This window comes from Enterobacter sp. PP-008-ECC_S150 (assembly GCF_045257065.1).
In the GTDB taxonomy this organism is placed as follows: Bacteria; Pseudomonadota; Gammaproteobacteria; order Enterobacterales; family Enterobacteriaceae; genus Enterobacter; species Enterobacter chengduensis.
Genome location: NZ_JBJHHG010000004.1, coordinates 18980 through 43844, shown reverse-complemented (window position 1 = coordinate 43844; position 24865 = coordinate 18980). Strand labels below are relative to the sequence as shown.

41 protein-coding genes are annotated in these 24865 nt (G+C 53.5%); 25 read left to right on the top strand and 16 right to left on the bottom strand.

Translation table 11 applies throughout. The features are described 5' to 3' along the window. Position 1 precedes the first annotated feature (1 nt). The 13 genes from ACJBF3_RS06280 to ACJBF3_RS06220 all read right to left on the bottom strand — a co-directional run bounded on the left by ACJBF3_RS06280 (position 2) and on the right by ACJBF3_RS06220 (position 6832). Positions 2 to 2269: a Dam family site-specific DNA-(adenine-N6)-methyltransferase gene (locus ACJBF3_RS06280; protein ID WP_284968192.1), complete on the bottom strand. Its 2268-nt coding sequence runs from the start codon at positions 2267 to 2269 to the stop codon at positions 2 to 4. Beyond that, the gene (locus ACJBF3_RS06275) at positions 2266 to 2418 is read right to left on the bottom strand and encodes a DUF1317 family protein (protein WP_006809793.1); all 153 of its coding nucleotides are present in this window, start codon (positions 2416 to 2418) and stop codon (positions 2266 to 2268) included. Before ACJBF3_RS06275 ends, ACJBF3_RS06280 begins: the two co-directional genes overlap by 4 nt. Then, positions 2418 to 2639 (bottom strand): hypothetical protein, encoded by a 222-nt coding sequence (locus ACJBF3_RS06270; RefSeq protein WP_047717812.1) that lies wholly within the window; start codon positions 2637 to 2639, stop codon positions 2418 to 2420. Before ACJBF3_RS06270 ends, ACJBF3_RS06275 begins: the two co-directional genes overlap by 1 nt. Positions 2640 to 2664: 25 nt before the next feature. Further along, positions 2665 to 3162, bottom strand: a complete 498-nt coding sequence (locus tag ACJBF3_RS06265) for a single-stranded DNA-binding protein (RefSeq protein WP_284968193.1) — start codon at positions 3160 to 3162, stop codon at positions 2665 to 2667. Then, positions 3163 to 3888, bottom strand: coding sequence for a Rad52/Rad22 family DNA repair protein (locus ACJBF3_RS06260; RefSeq protein WP_047717808.1), 726 nt, complete (start codon positions 3886 to 3888; stop codon positions 3163 to 3165). It abuts the gene before it with no gap. Continuing rightward, positions 3885 to 4043, bottom strand: a complete 159-nt coding sequence (locus ACJBF3_RS06255; RefSeq protein ID WP_165816352.1) for a hypothetical protein — start codon at positions 4041 to 4043, stop codon at positions 3885 to 3887. The genes ACJBF3_RS06260 and ACJBF3_RS06255 overlap by 4 nt, the downstream gene beginning before the upstream one ends. Then, positions 4040 to 4237 carry a hypothetical protein gene (locus ACJBF3_RS06250; RefSeq protein WP_047717807.1) on the bottom strand — a complete coding sequence of 66 codons (198 nt, stop codon included), beginning with the start codon at positions 4235 to 4237 and terminating at the stop codon, positions 4040 to 4042. The genes ACJBF3_RS06255 and ACJBF3_RS06250 overlap by 4 nt, the downstream gene beginning before the upstream one ends. A gap of 8 nt (positions 4238 to 4245) precedes the next feature. Continuing rightward, positions 4246 to 5160 (bottom strand): hypothetical protein, encoded by a 915-nt coding sequence (locus ACJBF3_RS06245; RefSeq protein WP_284968194.1) that lies wholly within the window; start codon positions 5158 to 5160, stop codon positions 4246 to 4248. A gap of 76 nt (positions 5161 to 5236) precedes the next feature. Further along, entirely contained in the window at positions 5237 to 5443 is a 207-nt protein-coding gene (locus ACJBF3_RS06240; RefSeq protein WP_001752704.1) for a cell division protein FtsZ, read from the bottom strand. Next, positions 5440 to 5598, bottom strand: coding sequence for a hypothetical protein (locus ACJBF3_RS06235; RefSeq protein WP_023294196.1), 159 nt, complete (start codon positions 5596 to 5598; stop codon positions 5440 to 5442). Before ACJBF3_RS06235 ends, ACJBF3_RS06240 begins: the two co-directional genes overlap by 4 nt. Then, positions 5595 to 5951, bottom strand: coding sequence for a hypothetical protein (locus ACJBF3_RS06230; RefSeq protein WP_174412786.1), 357 nt, complete (start codon positions 5949 to 5951; stop codon positions 5595 to 5597). Before ACJBF3_RS06230 ends, ACJBF3_RS06235 begins: the two co-directional genes overlap by 4 nt. A gap of 159 nt (positions 5952 to 6110) precedes the next feature. After that, a complete protein-coding gene (locus ACJBF3_RS06225; RefSeq protein WP_284968195.1) occupies positions 6111 to 6503 on the bottom strand; it encodes a hypothetical protein in 393 nt (130 codons plus the stop codon). Between the two features lie 116 nt (positions 6504 to 6619). Then, complete coding sequence (locus ACJBF3_RS06220) at positions 6620 to 6832, bottom strand: hypothetical protein (RefSeq protein ID WP_001514161.1); 213 nt, start codon at positions 6830 to 6832, stop codon at positions 6620 to 6622. A 345-nt stretch (positions 6833 to 7177) separates the two neighbouring features. On the opposite strand from ACJBF3_RS06220, the gene ACJBF3_RS06215 reads away from it, so the two are divergent. Beyond that, positions 7178 to 7375 carry a hypothetical protein gene (locus ACJBF3_RS06215; RefSeq protein ID WP_023313997.1) on the top strand — a complete coding sequence of 66 codons (198 nt, stop codon included), beginning with the start codon at positions 7178 to 7180 and terminating at the stop codon, positions 7373 to 7375. Positions 7376 to 7507: 132 nt separating this feature from the next. On the opposite strand, the gene ACJBF3_RS06210 is transcribed toward ACJBF3_RS06215, so the two are convergent. Then, entirely contained in the window at positions 7508 to 8395 is an 888-nt protein-coding gene (locus ACJBF3_RS06210) for a P63C domain-containing protein (RefSeq protein WP_045328216.1), read from the bottom strand. Positions 8396 to 8446: 51 nt separating this feature from the next. After that, entirely contained in the window at positions 8447 to 9088 is a 642-nt protein-coding gene (locus tag ACJBF3_RS06205; protein ID WP_052254344.1) for a LexA family transcriptional regulator, read from the bottom strand. 103 nt (positions 9089 to 9191) lie between these two features. Between ACJBF3_RS06205 and ACJBF3_RS06200 the strand changes: the two genes are divergently transcribed. The 13 genes from ACJBF3_RS06200 to ACJBF3_RS06140 all read left to right on the top strand — a co-directional run bounded on the left by ACJBF3_RS06200 (position 9192) and on the right by ACJBF3_RS06140 (position 15889). Continuing rightward, positions 9192 to 9407, top strand: a complete 216-nt coding sequence (locus ACJBF3_RS06200; protein WP_006809779.1) for a helix-turn-helix transcriptional regulator — start codon at positions 9192 to 9194, stop codon at positions 9405 to 9407. A gap of 30 nt (positions 9408 to 9437) precedes the next feature. Next, positions 9438 to 9983 (top strand): toxin YdaT family protein, encoded by a 546-nt coding sequence (locus tag ACJBF3_RS06195; RefSeq protein WP_032665738.1) that lies wholly within the window; start codon positions 9438 to 9440, stop codon positions 9981 to 9983. Positions 9984 to 10068: 85 nt separating this feature from the next. Continuing rightward, positions 10069 to 10938: a replication protein gene (locus ACJBF3_RS06190; protein WP_284968196.1), complete on the top strand. Its 870-nt coding sequence runs from the start codon at positions 10069 to 10071 to the stop codon at positions 10936 to 10938. Continuing rightward, positions 10923 to 11795, top strand: a complete 873-nt coding sequence (locus ACJBF3_RS06185) for an ATP-binding protein (protein WP_196607612.1) — start codon at positions 10923 to 10925, stop codon at positions 11793 to 11795. Before ACJBF3_RS06190 ends, ACJBF3_RS06185 begins: the two co-directional genes overlap by 16 nt. Next, on the top strand, positions 11792 to 12091 hold the full coding sequence (locus ACJBF3_RS06180) for a protein ren (RefSeq protein WP_284968197.1): 300 nt from the start codon (positions 11792 to 11794) through the stop codon (positions 12089 to 12091). Before ACJBF3_RS06185 ends, ACJBF3_RS06180 begins: the two co-directional genes overlap by 4 nt. After that, positions 12088 to 12318 carry a hypothetical protein gene (locus ACJBF3_RS06175; protein ID WP_284968198.1) on the top strand — a complete coding sequence of 77 codons (231 nt, stop codon included), beginning with the start codon at positions 12088 to 12090 and terminating at the stop codon, positions 12316 to 12318. The genes ACJBF3_RS06180 and ACJBF3_RS06175 overlap by 4 nt, the downstream gene beginning before the upstream one ends. Further along, positions 12315 to 13043, top strand: a complete 729-nt coding sequence (locus tag ACJBF3_RS06170) for a hypothetical protein (RefSeq protein ID WP_406544826.1) — start codon at positions 12315 to 12317, stop codon at positions 13041 to 13043. The genes ACJBF3_RS06175 and ACJBF3_RS06170 overlap by 4 nt, the downstream gene beginning before the upstream one ends. Positions 13044 to 13227: 184 nt before the next feature. Beyond that, positions 13228 to 13659: a recombination protein NinB gene (locus ACJBF3_RS06165; RefSeq protein ID WP_047723645.1), complete on the top strand. Its 432-nt coding sequence runs from the start codon at positions 13228 to 13230 to the stop codon at positions 13657 to 13659. Then, complete coding sequence (locus ACJBF3_RS06160; RefSeq protein WP_284968200.1) at positions 13652 to 14224, top strand: NUMOD4 motif-containing HNH endonuclease; 573 nt, start codon at positions 13652 to 13654, stop codon at positions 14222 to 14224. The genes ACJBF3_RS06165 and ACJBF3_RS06160 overlap by 8 nt, the downstream gene beginning before the upstream one ends. Next, the gene (locus ACJBF3_RS06155; RefSeq protein WP_047723641.1) at positions 14217 to 14387 is read left to right on the top strand and encodes a NinE family protein; all 171 of its coding nucleotides are present in this window, start codon (positions 14217 to 14219) and stop codon (positions 14385 to 14387) included. Before ACJBF3_RS06160 ends, ACJBF3_RS06155 begins: the two co-directional genes overlap by 8 nt. Beyond that, positions 14380 to 15012 (top strand): recombination protein NinG, encoded by a 633-nt coding sequence (locus ACJBF3_RS06150; protein ID WP_047723640.1) that lies wholly within the window; start codon positions 14380 to 14382, stop codon positions 15010 to 15012. The genes ACJBF3_RS06155 and ACJBF3_RS06150 overlap by 8 nt, the downstream gene beginning before the upstream one ends. Beyond that, positions 15009 to 15125 (top strand): hypothetical protein, encoded by a 117-nt coding sequence (locus ACJBF3_RS06145; protein WP_102053937.1) that lies wholly within the window; start codon positions 15009 to 15011, stop codon positions 15123 to 15125. Before ACJBF3_RS06150 ends, ACJBF3_RS06145 begins: the two co-directional genes overlap by 4 nt. Beyond that, entirely contained in the window at positions 15125 to 15889 is a 765-nt protein-coding gene (locus tag ACJBF3_RS06140) for an antitermination protein (protein WP_047723639.1), read from the top strand. Before ACJBF3_RS06145 ends, ACJBF3_RS06140 begins: the two co-directional genes overlap by 1 nt. A gap of 18 nt (positions 15890 to 15907) precedes the next feature. Here ACJBF3_RS06140 and ACJBF3_RS06135 read toward each other — a convergent pair whose 3' ends face one another. Then, complete coding sequence (locus ACJBF3_RS06135; RefSeq protein ID WP_131701690.1) at positions 15908 to 16294, bottom strand: hypothetical protein; 387 nt, start codon at positions 16292 to 16294, stop codon at positions 15908 to 15910. 180 nt (positions 16295 to 16474) lie between these two features. On the opposite strand from ACJBF3_RS06135, the gene ACJBF3_RS06130 reads away from it, so the two are divergent. From ACJBF3_RS06130 to ACJBF3_RS06080, 11 genes are all read left to right on the top strand, one after another. Beyond that, positions 16475 to 16699 (top strand): class II holin family protein, encoded by a 225-nt coding sequence (locus ACJBF3_RS06130; RefSeq protein ID WP_023622516.1) that lies wholly within the window; start codon positions 16475 to 16477, stop codon positions 16697 to 16699. Next, a complete protein-coding gene (locus ACJBF3_RS06125; RefSeq protein ID WP_047723638.1) occupies positions 16677 to 17171 on the top strand; it encodes a lysozyme in 495 nt (164 codons plus the stop codon). The genes ACJBF3_RS06130 and ACJBF3_RS06125 overlap by 23 nt, the downstream gene beginning before the upstream one ends. Then, positions 17168 to 17629, top strand: coding sequence for a lysis protein (locus ACJBF3_RS06120; protein WP_047723637.1), 462 nt, complete (start codon positions 17168 to 17170; stop codon positions 17627 to 17629). Before ACJBF3_RS06125 ends, ACJBF3_RS06120 begins: the two co-directional genes overlap by 4 nt. 111 nt (positions 17630 to 17740) lie before the next feature. Next, entirely contained in the window at positions 17741 to 17959 is a 219-nt protein-coding gene (locus ACJBF3_RS06115) for a hypothetical protein (protein ID WP_047723636.1), read from the top strand. 165 nt (positions 17960 to 18124) lie between these two features. Next, entirely contained in the window at positions 18125 to 18727 is a 603-nt protein-coding gene (locus ACJBF3_RS06110; RefSeq protein ID WP_047723632.1) for a hypothetical protein, read from the top strand. After that, entirely contained in the window at positions 18727 to 20199 is a 1473-nt protein-coding gene (locus ACJBF3_RS06105; protein ID WP_047723630.1) for a terminase, read from the top strand. Before ACJBF3_RS06110 ends, ACJBF3_RS06105 begins: the two co-directional genes overlap by 1 nt. An 11-nt stretch (positions 20200 to 20210) precedes the next feature. After that, positions 20211 to 21662 carry a DUF1073 domain-containing protein gene (locus tag ACJBF3_RS06100; protein WP_406544822.1) on the top strand — a complete coding sequence of 484 codons (1452 nt, stop codon included), beginning with the start codon at positions 20211 to 20213 and terminating at the stop codon, positions 21660 to 21662. Continuing rightward, positions 21616 to 22596, top strand: a complete 981-nt coding sequence (locus ACJBF3_RS06095; protein WP_406544879.1) for a phage minor head protein — start codon at positions 21616 to 21618, stop codon at positions 22594 to 22596. The genes ACJBF3_RS06100 and ACJBF3_RS06095 overlap by 47 nt, the downstream gene beginning before the upstream one ends. A gap of 37 nt (positions 22597 to 22633) precedes the next feature. Continuing rightward, positions 22634 to 22972 carry a hypothetical protein gene (locus ACJBF3_RS06090; RefSeq protein WP_047723626.1) on the top strand — a complete coding sequence of 113 codons (339 nt, stop codon included), beginning with the start codon at positions 22634 to 22636 and terminating at the stop codon, positions 22970 to 22972. Positions 22973 to 23042: 70 nt separating this feature from the next. Then, positions 23043 to 24428, top strand: a complete 1386-nt coding sequence (locus ACJBF3_RS06085; protein ID WP_047723624.1) for a DUF2213 domain-containing protein — start codon at positions 23043 to 23045, stop codon at positions 24426 to 24428. A 3-nt stretch (positions 24429 to 24431) separates the two neighbouring features. Beyond that, positions 24432 to 24863: a hypothetical protein gene (locus ACJBF3_RS06080; RefSeq protein ID WP_047361809.1), complete on the top strand. Its 432-nt coding sequence runs from the start codon at positions 24432 to 24434 to the stop codon at positions 24861 to 24863. The last annotated feature ends 2 nt before the right edge of the window (positions 24864 to 24865 follow it).

Sequence of the window (24865 nt, the reverse complement as noted above, 5' to 3'; positions counted from 1 at the left end):
GTTAAACCCCCAAAGTGGCGACGATGTCCTTCGCCGTCTCACGCGTACTGCCCTTGCTGGATATCGCCCGCCGGGCATCAACATGGTGAAGGATGAATCCGTGCTGCTCATAAAGCTCAAGAACTCGTGGCGCTGTTGAGTTACTGATAAGAACTTTCGCGCCTCGCTGGTGTGCTGCTACACAGCTTTCCGCAAGTGAAATCTGATCAGCCCATGAGAAACCGCCTGCGGCGTAATTTGTGAAACCTGCGGTACCAGGCAACGGCTCATACGGCGGGTCGCAGTAAACCACATCACCTTCACCGGCCAGCGCCAGGGTTCTGCGATATCCAGCATTCAGGAACACGCATTTATGCGACTTCTGCTTGAATGCCTTTATTTCAATCTCTGGGAAATAGGGCGCTTCGTACTTGCCCCAGCCAACATTAAAGAAACTATCACGGTTGTATCGAATCAGGCCGTTAAAGCAGTGTCGATTGAGGAAGAGAAAGGCTGCTGCGCGCTCCGGCGCGCCCATTCGCTGGTTATTAAACTCATCCCGAAGCTCTTTGTACGCCACCTCACTGTTGGCGCGCTCAAACAATATTTTGGCAAGCGAGCATACTCTGATGTGGTCAACTTCAAGCATCTGATAGAGGTTAATCAGATCTGCATTGACGTCAGCAAGTAGGAAAGATTCGTGTTTTTCGGAGTTGAGAAATACCGATCCGCCCCCAACGAATGGCTCAACGAGGCGTTTCCCCGCGGGGATCAGGCGATCCAGTTCCGGAAGCAGCGAATATTTCCCGCCAGCCCATTTCAGGAACGGGCGCTGCCAGTTTCGCGGAGTAGGTTGTTCAATCGGCAGCGCTGCGGCGATGCGCTCACCAATCCAGCGCATTACCGGTACTGCCATGCTATTGCCGATAGCTTTGTAGCGCGGCCCGTCCGGGCATTCAGCAGCATCCTTTCCGCGCCAGCCGATCAGAGTGTGATTATCAGGAAAGCCCTGAAGGCGCTCGCACTCAATCGGTGTGAGACGGCGAACTGACATACTCATTGCGACTCCATGCCGGTCGGCAACGGTAAGGCACGGTGCAACATCATGCATAGGTTCTGTTGCGTTGCCTCCGTTCTCCGGTGCGCGGCCTATCCAGTTGCCAGGAATGCCGTAAGCAGCGATAGGCGCTTCGTGGTTGCAGGTGAGCGTAGGCGCGGAATTGTCCGTTTTAATCTCGGCACCCCCCTGCCCGTGAGCCATAGCGATAATCGGCGTTCCGCGACCAGTGCCGTCTTCGCTGCCGTCAAATCCTTCCGCTTTCAGTGTGTGCGCGATATCGCCGTTGACAGACTGAGTTATGACAGGTTGACAATATCCGTTCTGCCAGTCCTGCTGCCCCCAACCAAAACCATGTTTGTTTTTTGTGTCTCCACTTGAGGACATGCATCCTACTGTTTCAGAGGTAGCTATTGTTATGCCGCTTCCGCGCTGGCTGAATAGTTCCTGATTGCTCTGGCCTATTCCTCCGATGTTGTGTGACTGGTTGAGGGTTGGGTGTGGGTTTGCTGGGTTATCCCAGTGGCTACCGACTTTAACGCAGCTTCCAGTAGTTCCGGCAGTTGCCTTCCCCGCGCCTCTGCTCGGCGCAGAATCCCGGCGCACGCAGTCGAGCTCAAAAAGTACCGCTGCGGGATCGAATCCTTTTCGAGTACTTGCGACAACAAACACACGGCGGCGGCGTTGGGCCACTCCGAAAAATTGAGCATCAAGGACGCGCCAGGCGATAACCCTTTCTGGTCCAGACACACAACCTGCGTGCGTCCATTTTCCCCCTGCTGGCTGCAACTCACTGCTTTCTCCGGCAAGTCCTGCCAGAAAGCACCCGAAGGCATTGTCTTTGCTGCTGAGCACGCCGGGGACGTTTTCCCAGACGATGATTGCTTCTGGCTCACCGCGTTCGCGGCGCTTTGCGTCGATTGCATTGGCTAATTCCACGTAAGATAGGGTTAACTGGCCGCGGTCATCAGACAGGCCTTCACGCAAGCCTGCGATACTGAATGCCTGGCAAGGCGTACCGCCGACCAGAACATCAGGCGCTTCTACTTCACCAGCGCGCACCGCATCGGCGATTTTGGTCATGTCGCCGAGGTTGGTTACTTCCGGCCAGTGATGGGCGAGGACGGCTGAGGGGAATGGTTCGATTTCAGAGAACCAGGCAGGTTTCCAGTCGAGAGGTTCCCACGCTTTACTGGCAGCTTCGATTCCGCTGCACACGCTTCCGTATTTCATGCCGCCTCCTGCCTTTCCCGATATTCCTCAGCGAGCCGCTGCGCCTTTAATGGATTGCTGACCACTTCACCCCATGGCATTAGCCAGCCGTTACCAATGAAGGGAAGGCATAGTGTGCCAACCCTGATGTCGTCGTGAGCGTGAGTCATTAGTCACTCCTTGAAGCGCCGCCGAGGCCCTTGCGGTTGTCGTTGAGATATGGGTCAACTGGCGTGTAATTGGATGGGGCAGGGGGTGAATCGTCGTTGGATCTTTCTTGCTGGATAATTTGGTAAAGCTCTTTGCGATCGGTTCGCTCAGAGGGTGAAAGCTTCCGGTCAGGGATTGGCCGGAGAAGATATTTTCGATACTCGGGGGTAAATTTGTTCATTGGTTCCTCCTGACCGGGAGATGCTTCAAAAGGGTATATCGTCGTCGAAGTCCATTGGCGGTTCGTTTGATGGGGCGGGTGCCGACTGCTGCTGAGGACGAGACCGTGCGCCGCCGCTGAACTGATTTCCGCTCTGCGGTTGGCCGCCACCTGCTGGTGCCGCTCCACCGCCCTGACGGCCACCAAGCATCTGCATTGTGCCGCCGACGTTTACCACCACCTCTGTGGTGTACTTCTCGACGCCAGCCTGATCTGTCCATTTGCGGGTGCGCAGCTGACCCTCGATATAGACCTGATATCCTTTGCGCAGGTATTCTCCGGCCACCTCAGCCAACTTTCCGAACAGAACAACGCGATGCCATTCCGTATGCTCTTTTTGCTCGCCAGTAGCTTTATCTCGCCATGACTCCGATGTCGCCAGCGTCAGGCTGCACACTGCGCCGCCGGACGGAAGATAACGGACCTCGGGGTCTTGCCCGAGGTTGCCGACGAGGATCACTTTATTTACGCCTTTTCTAACCATTTACGCCGCCTGTTTAAGTTCTTTGAGTCGAATGCCAGTTACGTCTTTGCATTTGCCCTGGTGCTCAGCAAAGCCGTTCAGCAATTTCCATGTTTCTTCATAACGATGCTTAAGCCGATCGCTATCATTTTCCGAGTTGGCGTAGTCAGAGAATTCGGCGAGGATTTTGTCCGCATCCACTGACTGCGGTGCCTGGTCTCGCTGCTGGTGACCATCCTGCGTTTGTTGGTCCTGCTCGACTGGAGTTCCTGATGGCAATGCCCATCCCGGGAGAGCAGGCGCCTTCCAATAGAAAACGCCAACCTCTTTTGATTTGGCGTACTGGAACCCGGGCGCGCGCGTTGCTGAAACAACTGCGAACCCTTCTTCCAGGTTGTAGAGGTAACGACCGATCCCCCATTGCACGGCGGCGCGCTTCATGGCGCCTGAGCGACCACCTTTCACGGCTTCAACCTGTGTGTTTTCTGCCGCATCCCACTTGGTTATCCACTCGCCTTCAACCTTGATGGAAATACCGCATTCAACGCCGCCATTGTTCGGAATATCTCGGTACTCGTTACGCCAGCCAGCCTTGCCGCATACTTCATCCAGGCGCTTCATGATTGCTCGGTTGGTGACGTAGGCCAGCACCTTTGCCCAGATGCCGTTATTGTTTTTTCCCGCCTGCTGAATGCGCCACTCAATATCCTCGCTGGCAAATGGCGCATCTAATTCATCAAGGTTCATGTGTAATTCCCCGCAAATTCATCCCATCTAATGACCGGGTTCAGCCGCTCGGCGGCCAGGTTAACTGGCTCGTCGTCACCCTCCGGCTTTTCCGGCAGCACGTCGCGCATAAGGCGTAGGAATGACTCTTCATCACACCGTTCTGCTGCCGTCATGCTGCACGCTCCTGATGTGTGATGACGTAACCCTGCTCAGCCAGCCACTCGATGACTTCTGTGCCGTCGAGCTGGGGGAGTACGTCACGGGTTTTAACGGTGCCGGCCAGCACAACGCCTTCCATCTCAACTTTGATGGTGTTGTGGGGGCCGACAGATGTGCGCATGTCCACGCACTCGCATGTGATATTCATGAATCACCTCAATATTTGATGTGCGCGTCCTGCACTTTGCCGCCAGCGATAGCCAGCAGTGCTTTCTGCGCGAATTCTTCGGGGATGCCATGAGCTATCAGGTCGGCGATGACGCGGCGATTGACGGTGCGGCTGTGCTCTTTGTCTGCGGCGCGGCGCGCTTCTTCTTCAGCTTTGCGCTGCTCTTCGGCCAGACGGTCGGCTTTTTCCTTTTCCTGGCGGCGGCGTTCTGCAGCAACGGCTTCTTCTTTTTCGCGTGTTGCACGCTGCTCCGCTTCGACACGCTGTCGTTCAGCCAGCTCTGCACGGCGTGCTGCGGCGTCAATCTCCGCTTTGTGCTTCGCTTCGGCATCGCGGCGGGCTTGTTCTGCCGCTTCGCGCTTAATGCGCTCTTCGTGCTCACGCTGAGCCTGTTCCGCCAGTCGGCGCTGCTCTTCGCGGTCACGGTCAAACTTGTCATTCATCAGCAAAGCCATTTCGTGGTCTGCTTCGATCTGCGCGGCACGCTGTCGGTCGAACTCTTCGTTCATCCCCAGCGCTTCGGCGTGCAGCGCGTTCATGGCTTCTTCAGCCTTAATGCGTTCCTGCTCGGCTTCCCATTCGGTGAGTGGGCGACGGGTTGCATCGCGCAGCTCGTCGCAGGCATCAACGAACCGCTTAATTTCGGCCTCAGCAGGGCGGACAGCCTCTTTCAGTCGCTTCAGGTACTCACGGCCAGGCTTTTCGATTGCCGTCTTGCTGCGGGACACCTGCGCTGCCAGAGAGGCGACACGGTCGCGGCCTTTCTTCGTGGACAGGTCCGGCACTTCGTTCACTGCCTGGCGGATTTGCTCGAGGTAAGCGTCAAGGCCGCCCGCTACGTAAAGCGCTGGCGCCTGATCCGGCTTGATTTCGATGACAGTTAAATCCGTTACTTCGCTCATGGTTTCTCCTGAAATTTGGATGTGCAGATCCCGCCCGCGTAATGCCAGGCCGATCGGTTGAATAGGGTGGTTGGTATCAGTGAACCATCGGTTCGCCGCGCTCATTCAGGAGCACAACGACGGAATCACTTTTGATGATGGTTTTTTCGAAGATGTTGAAGGCGTAAAGGCCTTTCTCAACGTTCGCAGAGGCGCGATATGTTTTGCCGTGGTGCTGCAGCATTGTGCCCGGTAAAACCTCGCTACGTGGCACTGATGCAGTGCCGTAGTGCATCCCGATCATACCTTCACCTCAACCTGTTCCAGGAGGCCAGCAATATGCATCTGCCAGCGGTTAAGCGTCAGCTTGTCACGCGGTGCCGATACCGACGTAAGCTGCCACTCGTTATCGTTGAGTTTTTTTGCGGTGTACTGCTTGCCGTTGTGGGTGACTGTCATGACGCCTCCCGAGCGCGGAGCATGGCGTCGGCAATGCTGTATGCATCGCTTGCTAAATCACTAAACGCTCCATAGTTGCATTCGCTGCTGATGATTCCCTGCATAGCCTTAGCTGCAAAGTAGTCACGGATCGTCATGTCATCTGTATTGACTGAAACTTCTTCTGGATATGGCTTGTCATCAAACCGGTAAAGCAGGTCGTAATCGCCGGCATCGTCAAAGCTGGTGACTTCGTACGCCCAGCGGTGACCCGCCAATTCAAATGACTGGCCATTTCTGGCGCCGTCGGATCGCGCTTTCAGATAAGCAGCATGGTCATCAGAGTTTTTATAAACCTTCATGGTGTATTTCATAATCATCTCCGCGCTTAAGGCCGCGCCGCCGAACGGTTAATACAAGACTTCAACGCATTTATTCAGTGTTTCAATGGGCGGTGGATGGCCGCCGGTTGTCATAACTAAACCGCCTCGGTGAAGCGACTGAGGTATGAAAAAACCCGCCGTGGCGGGTCTTCAGAAATAGTCTTTGTGGTCGTGCATCGCTCGCTCGAGGATTACCTTTGCATCTTCAAAGTTGGCGGATTCAAAAGCCTCTCTTACGGCATTAGCCAGGCAAGTTGCATCGCTTTCATAGTCGTCAGCTCTGCTTTCCCAGTTTGATGCTTCTTCCTCAGCCTCATAAAGACGATCGCCATACTCGCACTCCAGTTCCTGGCGCACTTCATCACGAAGCTTCTCCTTGATGATCTCGGAGGCTTCTTCAATCGGCATTGTTTCCAGAATCGTCTCTGGCTGATGAGTGCCGTATTTCAGTGAGATGTCAGTAGCAAACATGCAACCTCCAAAAAAATGCCCGCGCGCTGGCGGGCCAAGAAGACTTTTCCAATCCAACCAGAACAGGATCATCGTCTCCTGTGTGGTTGAGATGGCAGTATTACCATCACCAAGCATCGGCACCCGGTGCTTGAGGCTGGCTCTGTCGTTACCCGCTGATGCGGGAGAAATTCTTTATCTATCAGCTGCTACAACTCATCACGAATCTGTGAGAGTGTGCTGATCGCCTGGTAATGACCGCGACGCTGCTCTTCTGTTTTGAATGCACGCATATCGTCTTTTATCGATGCGATTGCCTTATTCAGAACTTCCACTTGCGCTTCTTTAATCGCCTGTTTGCGTGGCTTCTGACGCTTCTTAGGAAGGTCTCTTAAACACGCCGGAATGTATGTCTGAGTCATAAAAAATCCTCTTGTGATTCAGCACAGCCCACTCAGCTTCAAATGGACTGGAATAAATCTTTTTTCGCTTTGCCATAATTGCCGCTCTCCCTGAGCCCGCCTATGGTCCGACGCATGGTTTACTGTCGCGCCGTTCGACTGACCGAATCTCAACTTCGCCGCTGGCTAACTTCGCTCAGCTGTCGATGTTTCGTTTCGATGGGTGGATAATCACATATTGTGTTTTATTGGTCAACACGAATTGTGATTAATGATGACAACAAAGCGTGTTGTTGCTGATTTGAAAGGGAATTTATTTTTTTAAATACCAGTGCTACGCTTAAAAAAACAGCAGGAGGGATGTGCATGGTTCTGGATGAAGAGCGTATAAGCATGAAAATTCAGGCGATGGGGCGGGCGGTGATGGAATTGTCACTGGCTGATTTACCCATGACCCAGCAAAACATCATCGACAAGCTGAAGCAGTACCGGAAGGAAACAGGAAACGTGATAGGGAAGGGAGCTAATAGGGATGCTGCGGAGTTGGTGAGGAAGGGGCAATAAAAAAGCCCGCACGGGCGGGCAGGTAGTGTTGCGATAGTTGTTGTTATCAGCTTCAGGCTGGATAGTTATCGGCAGAATGGGGGATAGCTTTATGGGTGGGCAATAAAAACCCGGCGCGGTGGCCGGGGCTCTTCATTTAATAGAGTCTGGAATGTCATTGAACATGGTCAATTGTTCCGGCTTCTTGCCATAGTAAGCTGCAATTTTATCTCTGAGCTCGCGCATGGTCTGGCACGTCTTGGCAATACCAATAACCTGATGAATATGGCTTACAAGAGCTTTTAAACCAACATCTTGAGTTAACCATTGATGGTAATTTTGCCCTGTTTTCGGAGGGGGCATGTTTTTCTTCAGGTGTTGAGCAATATCAGGGTCAAGAGCATCATATATTAACTCCAGAACCAATTTCCCCCACCATTTAGGCCGGGAGTTAAAGCTTCCACTCCAGTTGGTTAACCTGCCAAACTCTTCCCACAATTCATCAGGAAAAGTTTTTTCCCATCCTCGCAACTCCTCGGCAATGAAAGCCCTTAATTTCAATTGAAGCGCGTCACCTTCTCGCTCAGATTGATAGCCTGTCGCTTCATCAATAAGCGCTATCAAGCCGACTTTGGCGCAAGCACTTAAAAGAATGCTTGCTTGAATGGCTATCTCCCTCTGTCTTTGGGTTTCAAGCGTTCCGGCTCTCAAGGCAGATACGTAAGCGTTGCAGATATCTAGAAATGCTTCCGCTGTAATACCCCTGGATCTAAATTGAGTTCCAGGTAATGCAAAATCAATAGTTTCGCCCAGGATTAACTCGCTGTTTAAAAAAGGTTTTAGTCCATTAGCGCCTATGTAACTGCCCAGGTTTCCACTCTCGGTGGAGGCTATTGCTTTAACTACTGTTCTAAGGCTAATTACTCGTTTCCCATCGTCCAGAACATAGCACTCGAGGCCAGAGTCACCCCCAAGCTGCAAATCTCCTTTGTGCTTTGCAAATGGGGATTCCGGTAGAGATGGCACATCTAATTCAGACATTTTCTCATCCTTTTGCTGTGTGAAAATTCATCAAAATGCAATTCTCTTAGCCTAAACCAGCCGCATCTTCGTCTCTACAGCAACACCGATAATTCGACAGTTACCATTCACCGCTACCAATGGCCACTGTGGATTTAAACCCTTCAGGTACTTCTGCGCACCGTCGATCACTAACTTCTTAAATGTTGCCTCGTTCGAATCGGATAGCTTTGCTATTACCAGACTGCCGTTGATTGCCTCGCGCCCAGTATCGAAGAGGACAAAGGTTCCTTCTGGGATGCTAAGACCCGCCGGTGCTGTCATTGAGTCACCATCAACCTGCAGCCAGAACGCCTCCCCCTGAATGTGAGCATCTGATTCAAGCCAAAGGTCGATATCTTTAAGGGTGTACGGCTCAACAGCTTCGCACCATGCTCCTGCCTGCACCTTGCTTATAACTGGGTATTTATCACCTGGCTTGTAAGGGCCTTTGTAGTCATCGCCAAAAAGCAGCTCGGCAGGCGCAACCCCCAGCGCCTTAGCTATTACAGTTGCATCATCAACGCTAACGCTCCTGGTGCCTGATTCGTAATTCCCTATGCGTGACTGCGAGGCCCACCCGCAAAGCTCTGCGAGAGCCTTTTGTGACAGCCCTTTATCTTCGCGAAGTCGCTTAATGCGGCCCGCTATATCTTCGATTCTATTCATTCTCATTTTGTATCACGCGCCGTGTTAAAAAGCTTTACACGAATTGTGTTGATTAATAATCACGAATTGTGTTTAATGATGCTGAGTGACCATTCTTGAAAGGATCAGCATGAACAATATCGCCAACGAACGTAAGAAGCTTGGCATCACTCAATCAGAGTTAGCAGGTTCGTGCGGCTGGAACCAGTCCCGCCTTGCTAACTATGAAGCTGGCATACGAGCACCAGACCTGGATTCGTGCCGCCGCCTGGTTGACGCGATGAATAAGCTGGGGAGCAATACATCTCTCGATGCGTTGTTCCCACCAAAAAATAATGCCGCCTGATTGGCGGCCCTAACCACGAAAGGGAAAGCAATGCATTCACTTGCGTATCAACAAGGTAACAAATTTTCGCCAACGGCGATGATTTACCAGAATCGCCGGGAACCTGATTCCAAGGCGTTAAACATCGATGGGATCCGCGCAGCTGTACGCGCCTGGGCAGCTGACTGCCGCAGCCGTGAGTTCGTCGCAGCGCTCATTGTGGAAGAGTGGCGGGCAACCGGCGGCACCGGTTTGGATATCCCGACTGACTCGCACCGCCAGATGCAGAAAGTGTTTCGCTGGATTGATGGCGACACCGAATACGCCGCCAACAACATTCGCCAGCTGGCGCCAGCAATCATGTCGGTCCTTCCGCTGGAGTACCGCAACCGCCTGGCGCCGCAGAACGACACGATGTCGCTGATAGCCTCTGCGATGAAAGAGTGTGCAGAAGCTAAGCAGGCCGTGCTACTGGACGCTCCAGAGCATCAGAAGCTCAAAGAGGTAAGCGAGGGTATAGCGTCGCTGTTCCGCCTCATGCCGGAGCAGGTAGGGCCGCTGATGACGATGGTCACGTCGATGCTGGGGGTCATGTGAGAGGCACCAGAAAAGAAAAAGCCCTTGAAGCGGTAACTTCAAAGGCCCTTATCACACTGTGTTACGCCAAGTAACGGGAGTAAGTATGTCAAACACCGCAGAAATTCTCAACTTTCCCGCTGTAGTTTCGGGAATACAGGAGCAACGCGTGGCCGATACAGACGATGGGTACACCCGTCTGGCAAACGAGTTGTATGAGGAGCTTATCGGCGCGAACCTGACCAAAAATCAGGCCAAGGTAGCTCATGCTGTTTGCCGCAAAACCTATGGGTTCAACAAGAAGATGGACCGCATAGCAGACTCACAACTTTCTGAGCTGACCAGACTACCTCGCCAGAAGGTTAACGCTGCCAAAAACGAACTCATTGCGATGAATGTTTTGGTGTCCGACGGCATGCTGATCGGGCCCAACAAAAACCTGAGTGAGTGGGTAATTCCGGGCACTAAGCCTGCGCCAAAGTGTCACCACAGTAGTGACTGTCACCATGGTAGTGACAGTGTCCCTACGGTGGTGACAAAAAGTGTCACCAAAACAGTGACAACCATGTCACCAAAATGGGGACACACAAAAGACACTATTACAAAAGACAATAAAGACAATATTAATAAACCCACTAAATCCCCCAAACCGGCTTCGTTCGATCCGGCTGGTGTTGACCTTCCTGAGTGGCTGTCAGTTTCAGTCTGGAAGTCATGGGTAGATTATCGTCGTGACCTGAAGAAACCGATCAAGTCTCAACAGACGGTTACCCAGGCCATCAACCTGCTCGAGCGTTGCAAGTGCAGCGGATACCAGCCTGAAGAAATCATCAACCAGAGCATTGCGAACGGCTGGCAGGGATTGTTTGAGCCTAAGGGCGCCAAGCAGCCTTCCCGTACTCCGTCACGCGTATCTGAGAACTTCGCTGGCAAGGACTATGGCCAGACTGAAATTCCTGCATGGGCGAGGGACTAATCATGACGCTGGATGAAAAAATCAATCAACTTGAGAAACGCATTGCTGAGCTGAGCCAGCCGCCAGTTCAGCATGAAGATATCGAGCTAACTATCAGCACCGAGAACTGCGAAACGCATGGCCCCTTTGAATGCAGGACCAGGCATTTCTTAAACTCTGTCGTGAAAATTCCCCCGCGCCCAAGCTGCTGCCCTGAATGCCTCAAAGAGGAGTTAGGCCGCTTGCAGGCGGAAAGAATTAGCATCAACGAAGCAGCCCGCAAAAGAAACATCGAGCGCCTGCTGGACGGACTGAACATCCCGGCGCGCTTCGAAAACTGCACGCTGCAGAACTATGAGCCAGTGAACGACGACGCAAAACGCGCACTTAAGGTGTGCCAGGCATATGCAAGCCGTTGGCCAGAGCGTTTGCAGAAGGGTGGCGGTCTTGTGATGTGCGGCAAACCAGGTACCGGAAAGAATCACCTGGCACTGGCTATCGCACGGCATGCGATCACAGAACACCAGAGTTCTGCAGTGTTTACCACGGCGCTGAAAATTGCCCGTGAGTACAAGTCAACCTGGTCGAAAGGGGCAAGCCGTACTGAGGATGAGGTTATCCGTTACTTCACGAAACCTGATCTGCTGATTATCGACGAGGTCGGCGTGCAGTTCGGAAGCGACGCCGAGAAGCTGATCATGTTCGAAATCATCAACACCCGATATGAGCGGATGAAGCCAACCATCCTGATCAGCAACCAGACCAGGGAGGAGTTGTCTGCATTCATCGGCGAACGCGTTCTTGATCGCATGAGCGACGGCGGCGGATGCACGCTCTCATTCACCTGGGATTCTTACCGCTCCAAGGGGGCAGCATGAAAGGCAAACAGGCAATTCTGCGTTATCTAGAAACGCACCGGACCTTCACCGCGAAGGATGTGGCCACAGAGTGCGGTATGACCATCAACTGCATCACGAAAAACGCTCTCGACCTGGAGCGGTCCCGCAAGATTGTCCGGGTGAGCAAGGTCTGGCGAACGGTGACTTATCGCCTGGCGACGCCGGAAGAGCAGGATGGTACCGCGCGCAGCTGCACCAACGGAATATTTCAGGAGTGCCGCAACAGCGCGGCGATGAAGCGAGTATTGATGGTTTGGGGGAGGGTAGGGGTATGAAACTGAAAATGCATACGCCGGACGGATCGGTGATTGTCGAAAGTAATTTGGTAACGCAGTTCTACCCTGATTTCGAAAGCGGCGGCGAACTGACCACCATCGAAACGGTATCGGCAACAGGAGAAACCTTCTCGGTTAAAGTAAAGCACTCGCTTATGCAGGTGACTGGCGCGCTGGCTACAGCCTGGAGCGTTGACGAAAAGAAAGCAGAAGGAGCCGCCCAATGAGCAACATCGACAAACATGCCGTGCAAGCAGTCGCCGATTTGAAAGCTGGTTACACCCTCGGTAACGCTGACGTGGCAATCCTGAACGAGCTGGCGCGTATCGCACTGGCATCGCTCGAAGCGGAGGCGTCGGGGCGAAATCCAGTGCTGGCCTATGCAGACAGTTATCGCGATATGGCTAATCAGGGTGTTGAATCTATTCCGGTATGGAGCGTAATTACCGACCTGGAAAGAAATATCGCCCCGCTATTCACCGCCACGCCAGCGCCGATATCTGTGCCCGCTGCGATGGAAATGGATGATGACTTTGACAGCGCGTTTGAACACGGAAAAGCTGTCGGCTGGAACGCCTATCGCGCAGCCATGCTTCAGGGTGCCGATCGACCACAAAACGAACCGCAAAATATTCCGGAAAATATTCCAGCCACACAGTTTAAGCCAGTAGCAGACCTGTACGGCTTAACCTCACCAACTGGCGGCGAAACATCATTCACTTTCGACGCTGTTGAAGCTCGCGATTTTATTGATGGCGGGTGGTCATGTCAGGATTATGTGGAGCTTGAACGCTTCCAGGAGGCCGTGAGCGGCAACTCTCCGGTGATTCCGGATGGTTGGGTGATGGTGCCAGAAGATCCAACCCATGAAATGCTTGAGGCTGGTGATGAACAATTCGGAACTTACGATGTCTATCGCAGGATGATTGAAGCAGCGCCGAAGTTAGAGTGATTCTTGATAATCATTTTTCAAAAGTGATGTTATAATCATGTCATCGGAGCCTGAACAACTCCGGTGACTTCTGCGCATTTAAGGGGACTTAAATGCGACCACAATCTGAACTCCTCACCTTGTCACAGTTGCAGAAATGCACCTGCGATTTTTTGCATTCTGCGGTTTCCATTAAGGAGGCCGTATGAGCATGAACAAAGACGGCATCCGTCTCCACAAATCCAATTTTTCCGCAATCGGGCAGCAGATACAGCCAATGCTGGAATCTGGCGACTGCTATCGCCTCATCATCAAGCCCTGGAAGGACAAGCGCAGCCTCTCCCAAAATGCCCTTCTCTGGATGTGGAATGGTGACGTTGCATCTGCCGTCAACCGGCACGCTGAAAGCAAGCTAACAGAGGAAGACCTTCATGAATTTATGAAGGATATGTTCTGTCCCGCCAAGCCTGTAACCGTCCTTGGTGAAACCAAGATGGTGAAGTCCACCAAGCTACTCGACACCGAAGAGATGACCTTCTACCTGCGCCGCATTGAAGTCTGGTGCGCTGAGCGCGGTATCAAATTACGGATCCCTGCCAACTCCGAATATCACTCAAAAGGACACGACCATGTTTGAAGAAGAGATTTGGGAAAAAACCTCCATATCAAGCGATTATGAAGTCAGTAATCATGGTCGATTCCGATCCTTAACACGCACCGTTAGCGTGATGAGTGGCTACAAGAAGGTTTTAGAAGGTAAGGATTTAAAGCCGTTTGACGTGCATACCACTGGTTATCTTCAGATAAAGATTCGCGGCAAAAAGTATGCGGCACACAGGCTTGTCGCCATGGCATTTTGCGACGGTTACGCCGACGGATTAGTTGTTAACCATAAAAACGGCAACAAAAAAGATAACCGAGCTGAAAACCTTGAATGGACAACTCCGTCAAACAATCTTCGCCATGCCTATAGCGATCTTGGTGTTATCCCAAATCAGCTCGGAAGATTCGGTGAGGATCACAACTCAAGTAAAGCGGTAATCGCTACATGCCGTGTTACTGGACAAGAGGTCCGCTACGCAGCCGCTATGGATGCGGTTCGTGATGGGTTTGATAGTGGCTGCATTAGCAGGTGCTGCACAGGTCAATCATCTTACCATAAAGGCTATAACTGGCGATTTGATGGTGAGCGCAATGAGTAGCCCACTTTCCCGCGTCATCACAAACGAAATCTTCCGCGTTCCGGCACGCCGCAAGCGTAAGCCAGCGGTTAAGCCGTCCGACATCCCGACTTTCAAGGACTACACCGCCCGCCTGGTAGATCAGAAATGGCTGCGTCTCGCGGCGAGGAGGAAACGTGCGTAAGCCATCCCGCCGTAAGTGCAAAGTATGCGGTGAATACTTCGTGCCGAAATTCCACGACATCCGGATCCGCTGGTGCTGTCCGGAGCACGGCGCAATCCTCGCGATGGAGGAGCGCGAAAAGGAGAAGGTTAAAGCCGCGGCTAAGCGCATCAAGGAGCGCAAAGAGAAAGAGCGCGCGGAACGCCGGGATCTGAAAGCGAGAAAGGTGGCGCTAAAAACGAAACCGCAGTGGAGATCGGAAGCGCAGGCGGCATTCAACCGGTACGTCCGCCTGAGGGATGCTGGTAAGCCGTGCATCAGCTGCGGCAGGATGCCGGAGCAGAAGTTTGGCGGAACCATGGACTGCGGCCACTACCGCACCCGCGGCGCAGCGGCGCACCTGGCTTTCAATCTTCACAATACCGCTGCCCAGTGTGTCTATTGCAACCGGGATCGGGACGGCGCGCAAAAGGCATTTGAACAGGGCCTTATTGAGCGCATCGGTGCCGAAAAAGTTGAAGTGATAAACAACGACAATTCCGTCCGCCGGTTCGACATCCCATACCTGCAGCGCATCAAATCCATTTTCACACGCAAAGCCCGCGCTCTGGAAAAACGCCGTGCCCGCCGACAGGAGGCAGCATGAACCACGCCGATTTCCTGCGGTACCAGGCAGAAAGCGTTAAGCGCGCCAGCCTGCCGCCAGTAGCAAAGCACAGCCAGAATCAGACCAACCAGCCACAGAAGGAAGCCGCATAATGAACCTTGAGAACACGCTGAAGTTCCACTTCGCAAAATCAACCATGATCAGTGATTCTCCTCGCGCTACTGCGTCTGACTCTCTGACTGGTACGGACGTAATGGCAGCCATGGGGATGACTCAGGAACGAGCATCGATGGGATACACCGCTTTCCTGGGGAAAATGGGTATAAGTTCCCTTGACCGTGATAAGGCGGTTGATCTGCTTACTCAGTACGCGCTGAAGAACTGCGACAAGGTGGCCGCCCTACGCAAACTTGAATCTGATGTTAAGCCGAAGGTCATGCAACTGCTCGCAACCTTTGCCTTCGAGGACTACTCCCGCAGCGCTGCCAGCACCCGCACGTGCGACTGCTGCAATGGTGATCGCTTCGTTGAAGCAGAGGTCATGACCATGAAGCACATTGGAAGACCACACCTGAAAGAGAAGCGGGAGACGGTGAATGTTCTTTGCCAAAAATGCAAAGGGAAGGGCGTGGTCAGCAACGCATGCCGCTGCAATGGGAAGGGTGTCGTACTGGACGAAGAGAAGACACGTCAGCAAGGTGGCGTACCGGCCAACAAAACATGTTCACGCTGCAATGGTCGTGGTTATTCGCGTCTGCTTCCAGAAAGCGTCCGCAAATTCATTAGTGAAAACGTTATCGAAATACCGGAGACGACATGGCGCCGATCCTACAAAGACTTCTTCGAAAGCCTGGTTGGCGAGTGCCTCAAGCAGGAGGAATATGCCAACAGCATGCTCAAAAAAGTTACGCAATGAGAAATAGTTCCTACAGGATTAACTTTCTGTAGGAAATCTATTTACAAAGTGGCGATTTTTGGTTAATCTCGATTCTAACGATGGGTTAATGCCTTCGTTGAGGTGATGAAGTGCAAGATGACAGCGCTCATGAATCGGGGACATCGAAAGCCCAAAAGCTGAATTGTGTGGCGACAGCCAAAACGCGACTTGAGCCATCACCAATAATTTAGAGCCACTGGTTAACGCCGGTGGCTTTTTCATTTCTGCATAACGGAAATCGCTTTGAGTATGTGACGGCATCCCGGTGAGACCAGGTACATTTCCCTGGCGCGGCAAAGCGATCCCCGTTGTGGTGAATGTCCTGATGGCGTCGTAAAGCGATAGCCATGAATGCCGGATAGCAGCACCGGTCACCACACCCAAACCCACTGCCTGGGACCCTTCGGCCAGAGAGCCGACATTGCCATACCCTCATCTTCCCGGCCTGTCGCCGGGTTTTTTATTCAGGCCGCAGACAATCAATTCCAGATGCCACGTAGCTATCGTGTCTGACGGCCTTTCCCACTACACGAACAGCACCCGCTAACTACGCGAGGTGAGAGCATGTATCGCATGGAAAAAATAACCACTGGTGCTGCCTATGGCGCTTCAGCCGGGAGCATCCTAAACGGCATGCTTAATGCCTACAGCCCCGAGCAGTGGAACGCTATCGGCGTGCTGGTGGGTATCATCATTGCCGTACTGACGTATCTGACAAATCTCTATTTCAAGATCCGCGAAGACAACCGCCGCAGCAGGAGCCGAGATGAACCCAACGTTGAGGAATAAGCTGGTGGGTGCCATCGTTGGCGGGTCCGGAGCAATCACCATTGCTGCAGTAATGCTGGGCAATGCGGATGGACTGGAAGGGCGGCGCTATTACGCCTATCAGGATGTGGTCGGCGTCTGGACTGTTTGCGATGGGCACACCGGTACCGACATTCGCCGCGGTCACCGCTACACCGACAAAGAGTGCGACAACCTGCTGAAGGCCGATCTGCGAAAGGTGGCAAATGCTATCGACCCGCTGATCAAGGTTCGCATTCCTGAGCCAACCCGCGCCGCGCTTTACTCCTTCACCTATAACGTTGGCTCTGGTGCTTTTGCCAGCTCGACGCTGCTGAAGAAGCTGAACGCCGGAGACGTGCCGGGGGCATGCAAAGAACTGCAACGCTGGACGTATGCCGGTGGCAAGCAGTGGAAGGGTCTGATCACCCGGCGAGAGATTGAGCGTGAAGTTTGCGAGTGGGGCCAGAAATGAGCCGATTAACAGCCATCATCAGGGCTGTCGTTATCTGCCTGCTGGTTTCCATGGCCTGGGCGATTAACCACTACCGCGACAACGCCATCACCTACAAAGACCAGCGCGACAAAGCCACCAAGAACCTCCGTCTGGCTAACGACACCATCAAAGACATGCAAACTCGTCAGCGTGATGTCGCTGCGTTGGATGCCAAATACACGAGGGATTTAGCTGATGCGAAAAAGCAGCTTGATGATCTGCAGCGTTGTGTTCGCGATGGCAAGTGTGGGCTGCACGTCAACGCCAGATGTCCCGCGAGCGGAACGGCCGGCACCGGCGGCCTGGGCGATGCTTCCGGCCCCCGACTTACTGACTCCGCTGAACGGGATTATTTCACCCTCAGAGAGCGAATCGTCACAGTGACGAAACAGGTCGGTTATCTGCAGGACTACATCAAAGAGCAGTGCCTGAAATGATTTGTGTAACCCCGCAAGGATGGTGATCACATCTTGCTGACGGGTAAGCCGTAAGTGGCTAAGCACTTCTGAGAAGCAGGGCAACAGCTGCGACAAGACAACGAGGTAATCATGTCTGACATCTACAACATAAAACTGACGACGAACGACGGCGGCGAGTACACGGGCAAGATGTCACGACGTCAGCCTGAGCTGGTTAACGGCTTTGTACCGCTGGCGACCGAGACTGGGCAGTGGCTGTACTTCGCTCCTGCTGATGTAAAGCGCGTGGAGTTCACTCCAGTACCTGTCGAGGAAGAAACCAATGGCGACGTGCAGACTGTCAGTTGAAATCAAGAGCAGGTGGTGGGTTCCTGTCTATCTCAGGACGCTGACACTGCTCTGCTTGATGATGCGGTGCGAGCCTGATTACCAAAAGGTGGGTAACTTCATCGTTAAGTATGGCATTAGCCAGAAGTTGAAGTATGAGCCTGTAAAGAGATAACGGAGTAACGAATGAGCAAACCGGACTGGGAGGCCATCGAGACGGCGTACCGGGCCGGAGTGATGTCCCTCCGAGAAATAGCATCACAACACGGCATCAGCGAAGGCGCTATTCGTAAGCGCGCCAAGCGTGACGACTGGTCGCGTGACCTGAATGCGAAGGTGAAAGAACGAGCCGACGATCTGGTACGCAAAGCTGAGGTACGCAAACAGGTACGCAGTGAAGTCACTTTTAACGAACGCGTACTCATCGAGGCGACAGCTGAGGTAATAGCCAATGTTCGCATGGAGCACCGCGGCGATATTAAGCGTGCCCGACAGATAACGAATGCCCTGTTTGATGAGTTGGGGGCAGAGTGTGCAGACGTGGCCGCACTGGAGAAGCTCGGAGAGTTGATGTTAGACCCTGACGACAAGGGTCAGGACAAGCTCAATGAGATTTACCACAAGGTCATCAGTATGCCGGAGCGCGTTAAGTCGGTTAAGGCACTGAGCGACGCGCTGAAGAATCTGATCGGGCTTGAGCGTCAGGCCTACGATATCGACGGGCCGGAAGGCGACAACTCTGTTAAGCAACTGTCTGACCTGATGGATTCTCTGTCTCAGGGGGCGTAATGAAACCTGAGCACATCAAGCTGCTGGCCGACAAAGACTGGCGGCTTAACAATCTTTACTGGATCACCGACAAAGAGGGAAAGCCTACGCGGTTCAGGATGACACCTGAGCAGCGGGAATACTTCGAGGGGATCCACACCCGCAACATCATCCTTAAAGCTCGTCAGCTCGGCTTCACAACAGAGGTGTGCATCATCCAGCTCGACGCGGCTCTGTTCGAGTCGGCGAAGTGCGCGCTGATTGCTCACACGTTGAATGACGCAAAGCGCTTGTTCCGCGAAAAGGTGAAGTACGCATACGACAAGCTGCCGGCAGAGATAAAGGCGGCCAACCCGGCGAGCAATGATTCGTCTGGTGAGCTCGTCTTTAAGAAGGGCGGCTCGCTCTACGTCAGCACGTCGTTTCGTGGCGGTACGCTGCGCTATCTGCATGTTTCAGAGTTCGGGAAGATATGCGCCAAGTATCCGGATAAAGCCCGTGAAATCGTCACTGGTGCCTTTGAGGCGGTATCGACCGGATGCTTCGCTACTATCGAGAGCACGGCAGAGGGCCGGGCGGGTTACTTCTTCGATTACTGCCAGACGGCAGAGAAAGCGTTGCTGCAGGGGAAGCCCTTATCCGCGCTGGACTGGAAGTTTTTCTTCTTCTCCTGGTGGAAGAACCCGCAGTATGCAATCGACCCGGTCGAACCTCTGCCGGTGCGCCTGCTTGAGTACTTCGCTGAAATGGAGGCGAAGCACGGCGTAGTTGTCAATGAACGCCAGAAAGCCTGGTACTACGCTAAAGAGAAAACGCTCGGTGATGACATGAAGCGCGAATACCCGACCATTCCGGCCGAGGCATTCCAGCAATCGGTCGAGGGCGCGTACTACGCCAAACAGTTCCGCTGGCTTTACGCCAACAAGCGGATCGGCCAAATCCCTGATAACTCGCACCTGCCGGTGCATACGTTCTGGGATATCGGCGTGGGTGACTCCACGGCGATCTGGTTTGTTCGTGAGGTCGGCGAAGAGTTCCACATTATCGACTACTACGAAAACTCCGGCGAGGGGCTGAGGCATTACATGAAGGTGCTGAAAGACCGCGGCTATGAATACGGCGAACACTGGGGTCCGCACGACATCGAAAACCGCGAGTTCGGCGCTGATGCCAAATCGCGTAAAGAACTTGCGCAGGAAGGCTATGAAATCGACGGACAGGTTTACTCGATGACGTTCAATGTTGTTCCGAAAACGGGTGTCGATACCGGCATTGAGTCGGTGCGTGAAATTCTCCCATCCTGCGTCTTCGATGAGGAGAAATGTGCCGAGGGCATATCTCACCTCGAAGGCTACCGCAAGGAGTGGGACGACAAGCGCGGGTGCTGGAAAGACAAACCGCTTCATGACTTCACATCACACGGTGCTGACGGCTTCCGTTACTTTGCGGTAGCGAAGAACAACCACAAGCAGGTCGGCGCAGTATTCTTCTAAGGAGCTCATCAGTGAGTGAACAACAAAGCGAGGTTTCATTCCTCGTTAATGCCCTTGCTGATGCTATCGGGCGGCAGCGCATGCTGTACGCAGGCCAGCCGGGAAACACCAAACGCACGAAGTTGTGGGATGAGTTCGGCTATCCAAACAGTCTCGAGTTCGACCGCTACTACCGGGCATACGAGCGCAACGCGGTGGCGTTTGCCGCAGTCCATAAGCTTCTTGATTCGTGCTGGGTTGATAACCCGACGATCATAGACGGTGACGACGGCAAGGAGTCAACCGAGACAACGGGCTGGGAGAAATCAGCCACTAAGCTGCTGAAGAAGCACTGGCCGAAAATTAAGGATGCGGATCGCCGTAATCTTGTCGGTCGGTACTCGGCATTGCTCATTCAGTTCCGCGACGGCAGGGAGTGGAGTGAGCCGGTAGACAGGTCAGTGGTAGCGAGGCTGAAAGGCAAGGCCATCGTTAAGCTGATCCCCGCGTGGGAATCGCAGGTCAAGCCGGGCAACTTCGACACAGACACTCTTTCAGAAACCTACGGGCAGCCTGTTTCGTACAACTTCAACGAGCAGCCTGTCGGCGATGATGGTACGTACGGTTCGGTGCGCGGCGTTACCGTACACCCCGAGCGAATCATCATCCTTTGCGAAGGCTCTGAAGACGAAAACATGCTCTCTGGGGTGCCATTCCTGCGCGCAGGCTACAACAAACTGCTCGACCTTGAAAAGGTATCGGGTGGTAGTGCCGAAGGTTTCCTGAAGAATGCCAGTCGCCAACTCGGGATTGCGTTCGATAAAGAGACCAACATTGCGAACCTGACCAAGGCAGCCACGGACGCTGGCTACAAAGACCTTGGCGAGGCGCTTAACGACAAAGTCGCCAAGATGAACCGTGGCACTGATGCTGCCCTGGTAATGCAGGCCGGTACGCCTTCGGTACTCTCCGTTGCAGCGGCAGATCCATCCCCTACATGGACAGTGGCCGCCAACGAGTTTGCATCTTCGATTCAGTGCCCATTCACCATCCTGTTTGGTCAGCAGACGGGGCGACTTGCCTCCGATGAGGACAAAACAGACTGGGCGAAGCGCTGTAACGGCCGCCGCTGGGGATTCCAGTCGATGGTGGTCGAGAGCGTGCTTGAGCGCTTCTGGACGGTTGGTGTCATTGACCCGCCATCATCCGGAGAGGTCACATTGGCATGGTCTGATCTGCTCGCGCCGAGCGAAAAAGAGAAGATAGCCAACATGCAGGCAATGGCTGTCGTGGCGAAGGATACCCAGCAGGCATACGGCACACCGGCGGTGGATGAAAACGAAATTCGCGCAGTTGGTGAACTGGAGCCTCGCAAGGTTGTTCAGCCACCTAACCCTGATAAAAAGCAAACCGATAAGGATCCGCTGACAGATGATGATGACAGCGCAAACCAGAATCGGGACGCCAATCGTACCGCGCAATAAAGCTGACCCGACGCAATCATCGCGGCAGGTCAGCAGGATGTTCAATGATATCGAAGACCGGTATCTGAACATCAAGCGAAGGCTAAAGGCACTGTTTGACCAAAGGCTGACAGGGCAGCAGAGAGAGACTAACGCGCAGCAGTCGTGGATGTTGTGCAACAACGAAGGCGCTGAGCCTTCGCTGTATCAGGTCAATGCTGGTAAGTTCATCTACGACATGACCGCCGCTGAGCTGGCCGACCTGCTGCAGGTAGTTCAGTCGATTCTGGATGATGAGCTTCTTGATGGCGGCAGCCAGAACCTATGGGCGATGGACTATGTCATTGCGGAATATGACCGCGGCACGTTAAACGCCTTCACCAACCTGTCGGTGCAGTCGCAGGTTTACGCCAGTCAGACGACGCTACAGCAGCTTTTAAGCAGCCCCGGCTACCTTAATCAGGTGGCGGCGGCCAGGCTGACAACGTTCAGTGACTGGAAGTTCATCAGCGACACCACCCGCGGCGACCTGACCAACGTCATCACCGACGCAGTGGCGCGGGGCGTTAATCCACGCGAGACGGCCAGCGTCATTAGCAAGCGCCTTGATGCGTCGATGTCGAAGGCGAAGACCATCGCTCAGACTGAGCAGGTTGGCGCGCTGCGGCATGCTCAGTGGAATGAAACGGACTGGGCTGCTGACCGGCTGGGACTGAATACCGGCCTGCTGTGGTTGTCAGCGCTCAAGCCTACGACGCGCACCTGGCACGCCAGCCGTCATGGCAAGGTCTACACCACCGAAGAGGTGCGGGACTTCTACGCTGAGAATGGAAACCGGTATAACTGCTACTGCAGCCAGATTCCGGTACTGCTCAACGACGACGGCAGCATATTCAACGAAGGGCTTGCAGAAAAATTGGCTAAAGAGCGCAAGCAGTGGAATGTAAGTTCATGATATAAAAAACACGAGCATTAACTAATAAGGAGAGCTCATGTTTTTCAATTCTAAGTTACACACAGGACCGGCAAACTGTCAAAAGCCAGACCACGGTATGCTAATTGGCGATCTTCTGCATGTGAGCATGACTAAAGATGGTGCCTTTAATGCTGCTAGATTTACAGCAAAAGCGCATGATGATTTCAAAGAAGCGAACATGATTGTTGATGCTTTAAGGCGTGATCTCCAAAGTAATATCAAAGTTTGGTCCGTTGGGGTGAATGGTGAGACTCTACTGGAAGGTAAGTTGATGAAAGTTGAGACTATTAGTGATATAGCTGCCAACCGTCTCATAGATGAAATCAGCGTTACTATTTACATTCCTATTGTGTAATTAATCAATTAGTTAAAGGCCGCTTCGGCGGCCTTTTTTATTGCCTGTAATCCACCAATGAGGACCCAGCATGAAACGCAACCGCGTTAACGTGCTGACCGTCGTCAACTCCGCTTCAAACATCACCACTGAAACCATCGACGGCAAGCCACATCTCGTGGTTCGCGGCATCACGCCTGTCGTGGACGATATCGTGATGAACCGGAAGTTGTACCCGGCAGCAGAAATCGAAAAAGCCTACAACACGCTTGAGCGTAACCCGATGCCGCTGGGCCACCCGAAAGTGGACGGCAAGCATGTGTCGGCGCGTGATGTCCGGGCGGTGAATGAGTACCACGTCGGAGCCTGGCTACAGAACGTCAGCCATAAAGACGGGAAGGTAACGGGCGACATGTACGTTAACCGCCAGTACGCCGAGTCGAGCGACAAGGGCAAGCGCCTGATCAACCGCCTGGATGAGATGCTGGCCGGTACCAACTCCGACCCGATCCACATATCCACCGGTCTGCTGTATTCCGGCATCGCCGCCAATGGCGAGTCGAAGGGCAAGAAATACAACGAGATCGCCACCAACATGATGTTTGACCATGTGGCGGTTCTGCTTGATGAGCCTGGCGCCGGAACGCCGGAGGAGGGCGTAGGCATCTTCGTTAACTCAGAAGGTGATGAGCAACAGATTGAAGTTGTCCGCCTTGCTGACGGAATCGACTGCACCCGAGATGGCCTGATCAACAAAACCAAATTCTTCTTCACCAATGCCTCCAACTTCTCTTTTGACGACATCTCCCGCGCTATCAGCGACAAGCTGCGCGAAGGTGATGAAGAAGATAAGTGGCTTTGGCCTGAAACGGTGTGGCCGGACAGCTTCATCTACCGCGATGACACCAAATACCTGAAACAGAAGTACCTCATCGATGATGACGGCAAGGCCGTGTTCGTCGGCGAACCTGTAGAAGTCGTGCGCAAACCCACTGAGTACGAGATTAAAACCAACGGAGAGAACGATCCGATGAAAGAACTGATTATCAATGCGCTGCAAGCCGCTGGTAAGCCGACTGAAGGCAAGTCCGACGCCGAGCTGATGGACGCATACAACCAGATGAAGGCCGAAGAAGCCACCGCCAAGAAAAAAGGCGATGAAGAAATCGACCCGGAAACCGGCAAGCCCAAGAAAAAAGAGCAGGCCACCAATAACGAAGAGATGCCAGCGTGGGCGAAAACACTCGCCGATCGCGTGGACGTCGTTTTCAACAGCCTGAACGCGAACGCCGACAAAGAGAAAGGCGAAAAGCGCGCGGCTGTGAAGCTGGCGATGAACATGAGCGATGAAGAAGTCGCAGATCTGGATGGTAAGGCGCTCGACGCCATGTATGCCAAGTGCCAGACATCTTTCGGCCTGAACGGTGCATTCCGCCAGGCAACCAACACCCAATCAGTCAGCGAAATGCCGGAGTAAAAAATGGCTAAAGACGGAAAACACGTAATTCACGCCGGTGGCGTATTCCCTAATCCGCTGCTCAACCGTGAAGGTGCCGCGGCGGCCGCCACTAAGCCAGGTACTGTTGGCTTCTTCTCCGCAGCCAAGTTCACGGCCTCGGTTGATGGCAACGAAGAGGCGATCCTATATGTCGCTGACTTTGACTATCTGCGCTGCCAGACGGTTGACGACTCAATCCCTGTAAATGAGTTGGTGGTAGGCATCCATCCGATGCCTGGCATGTTCCTTAACGTGCGCGCGGCGGCAGGCACCTACAAAAAGGGGCAGCCATTATCCATCGCAAACGGCCAGGTTAAAGCCCATGCCACAGGCGAGTCCATCCGCGCATATGTCGAAGAAGACACGGCGTACACCGTCGCTGCAGGCGATCTGCTGCGCGTCGTTATCAAGTAAGG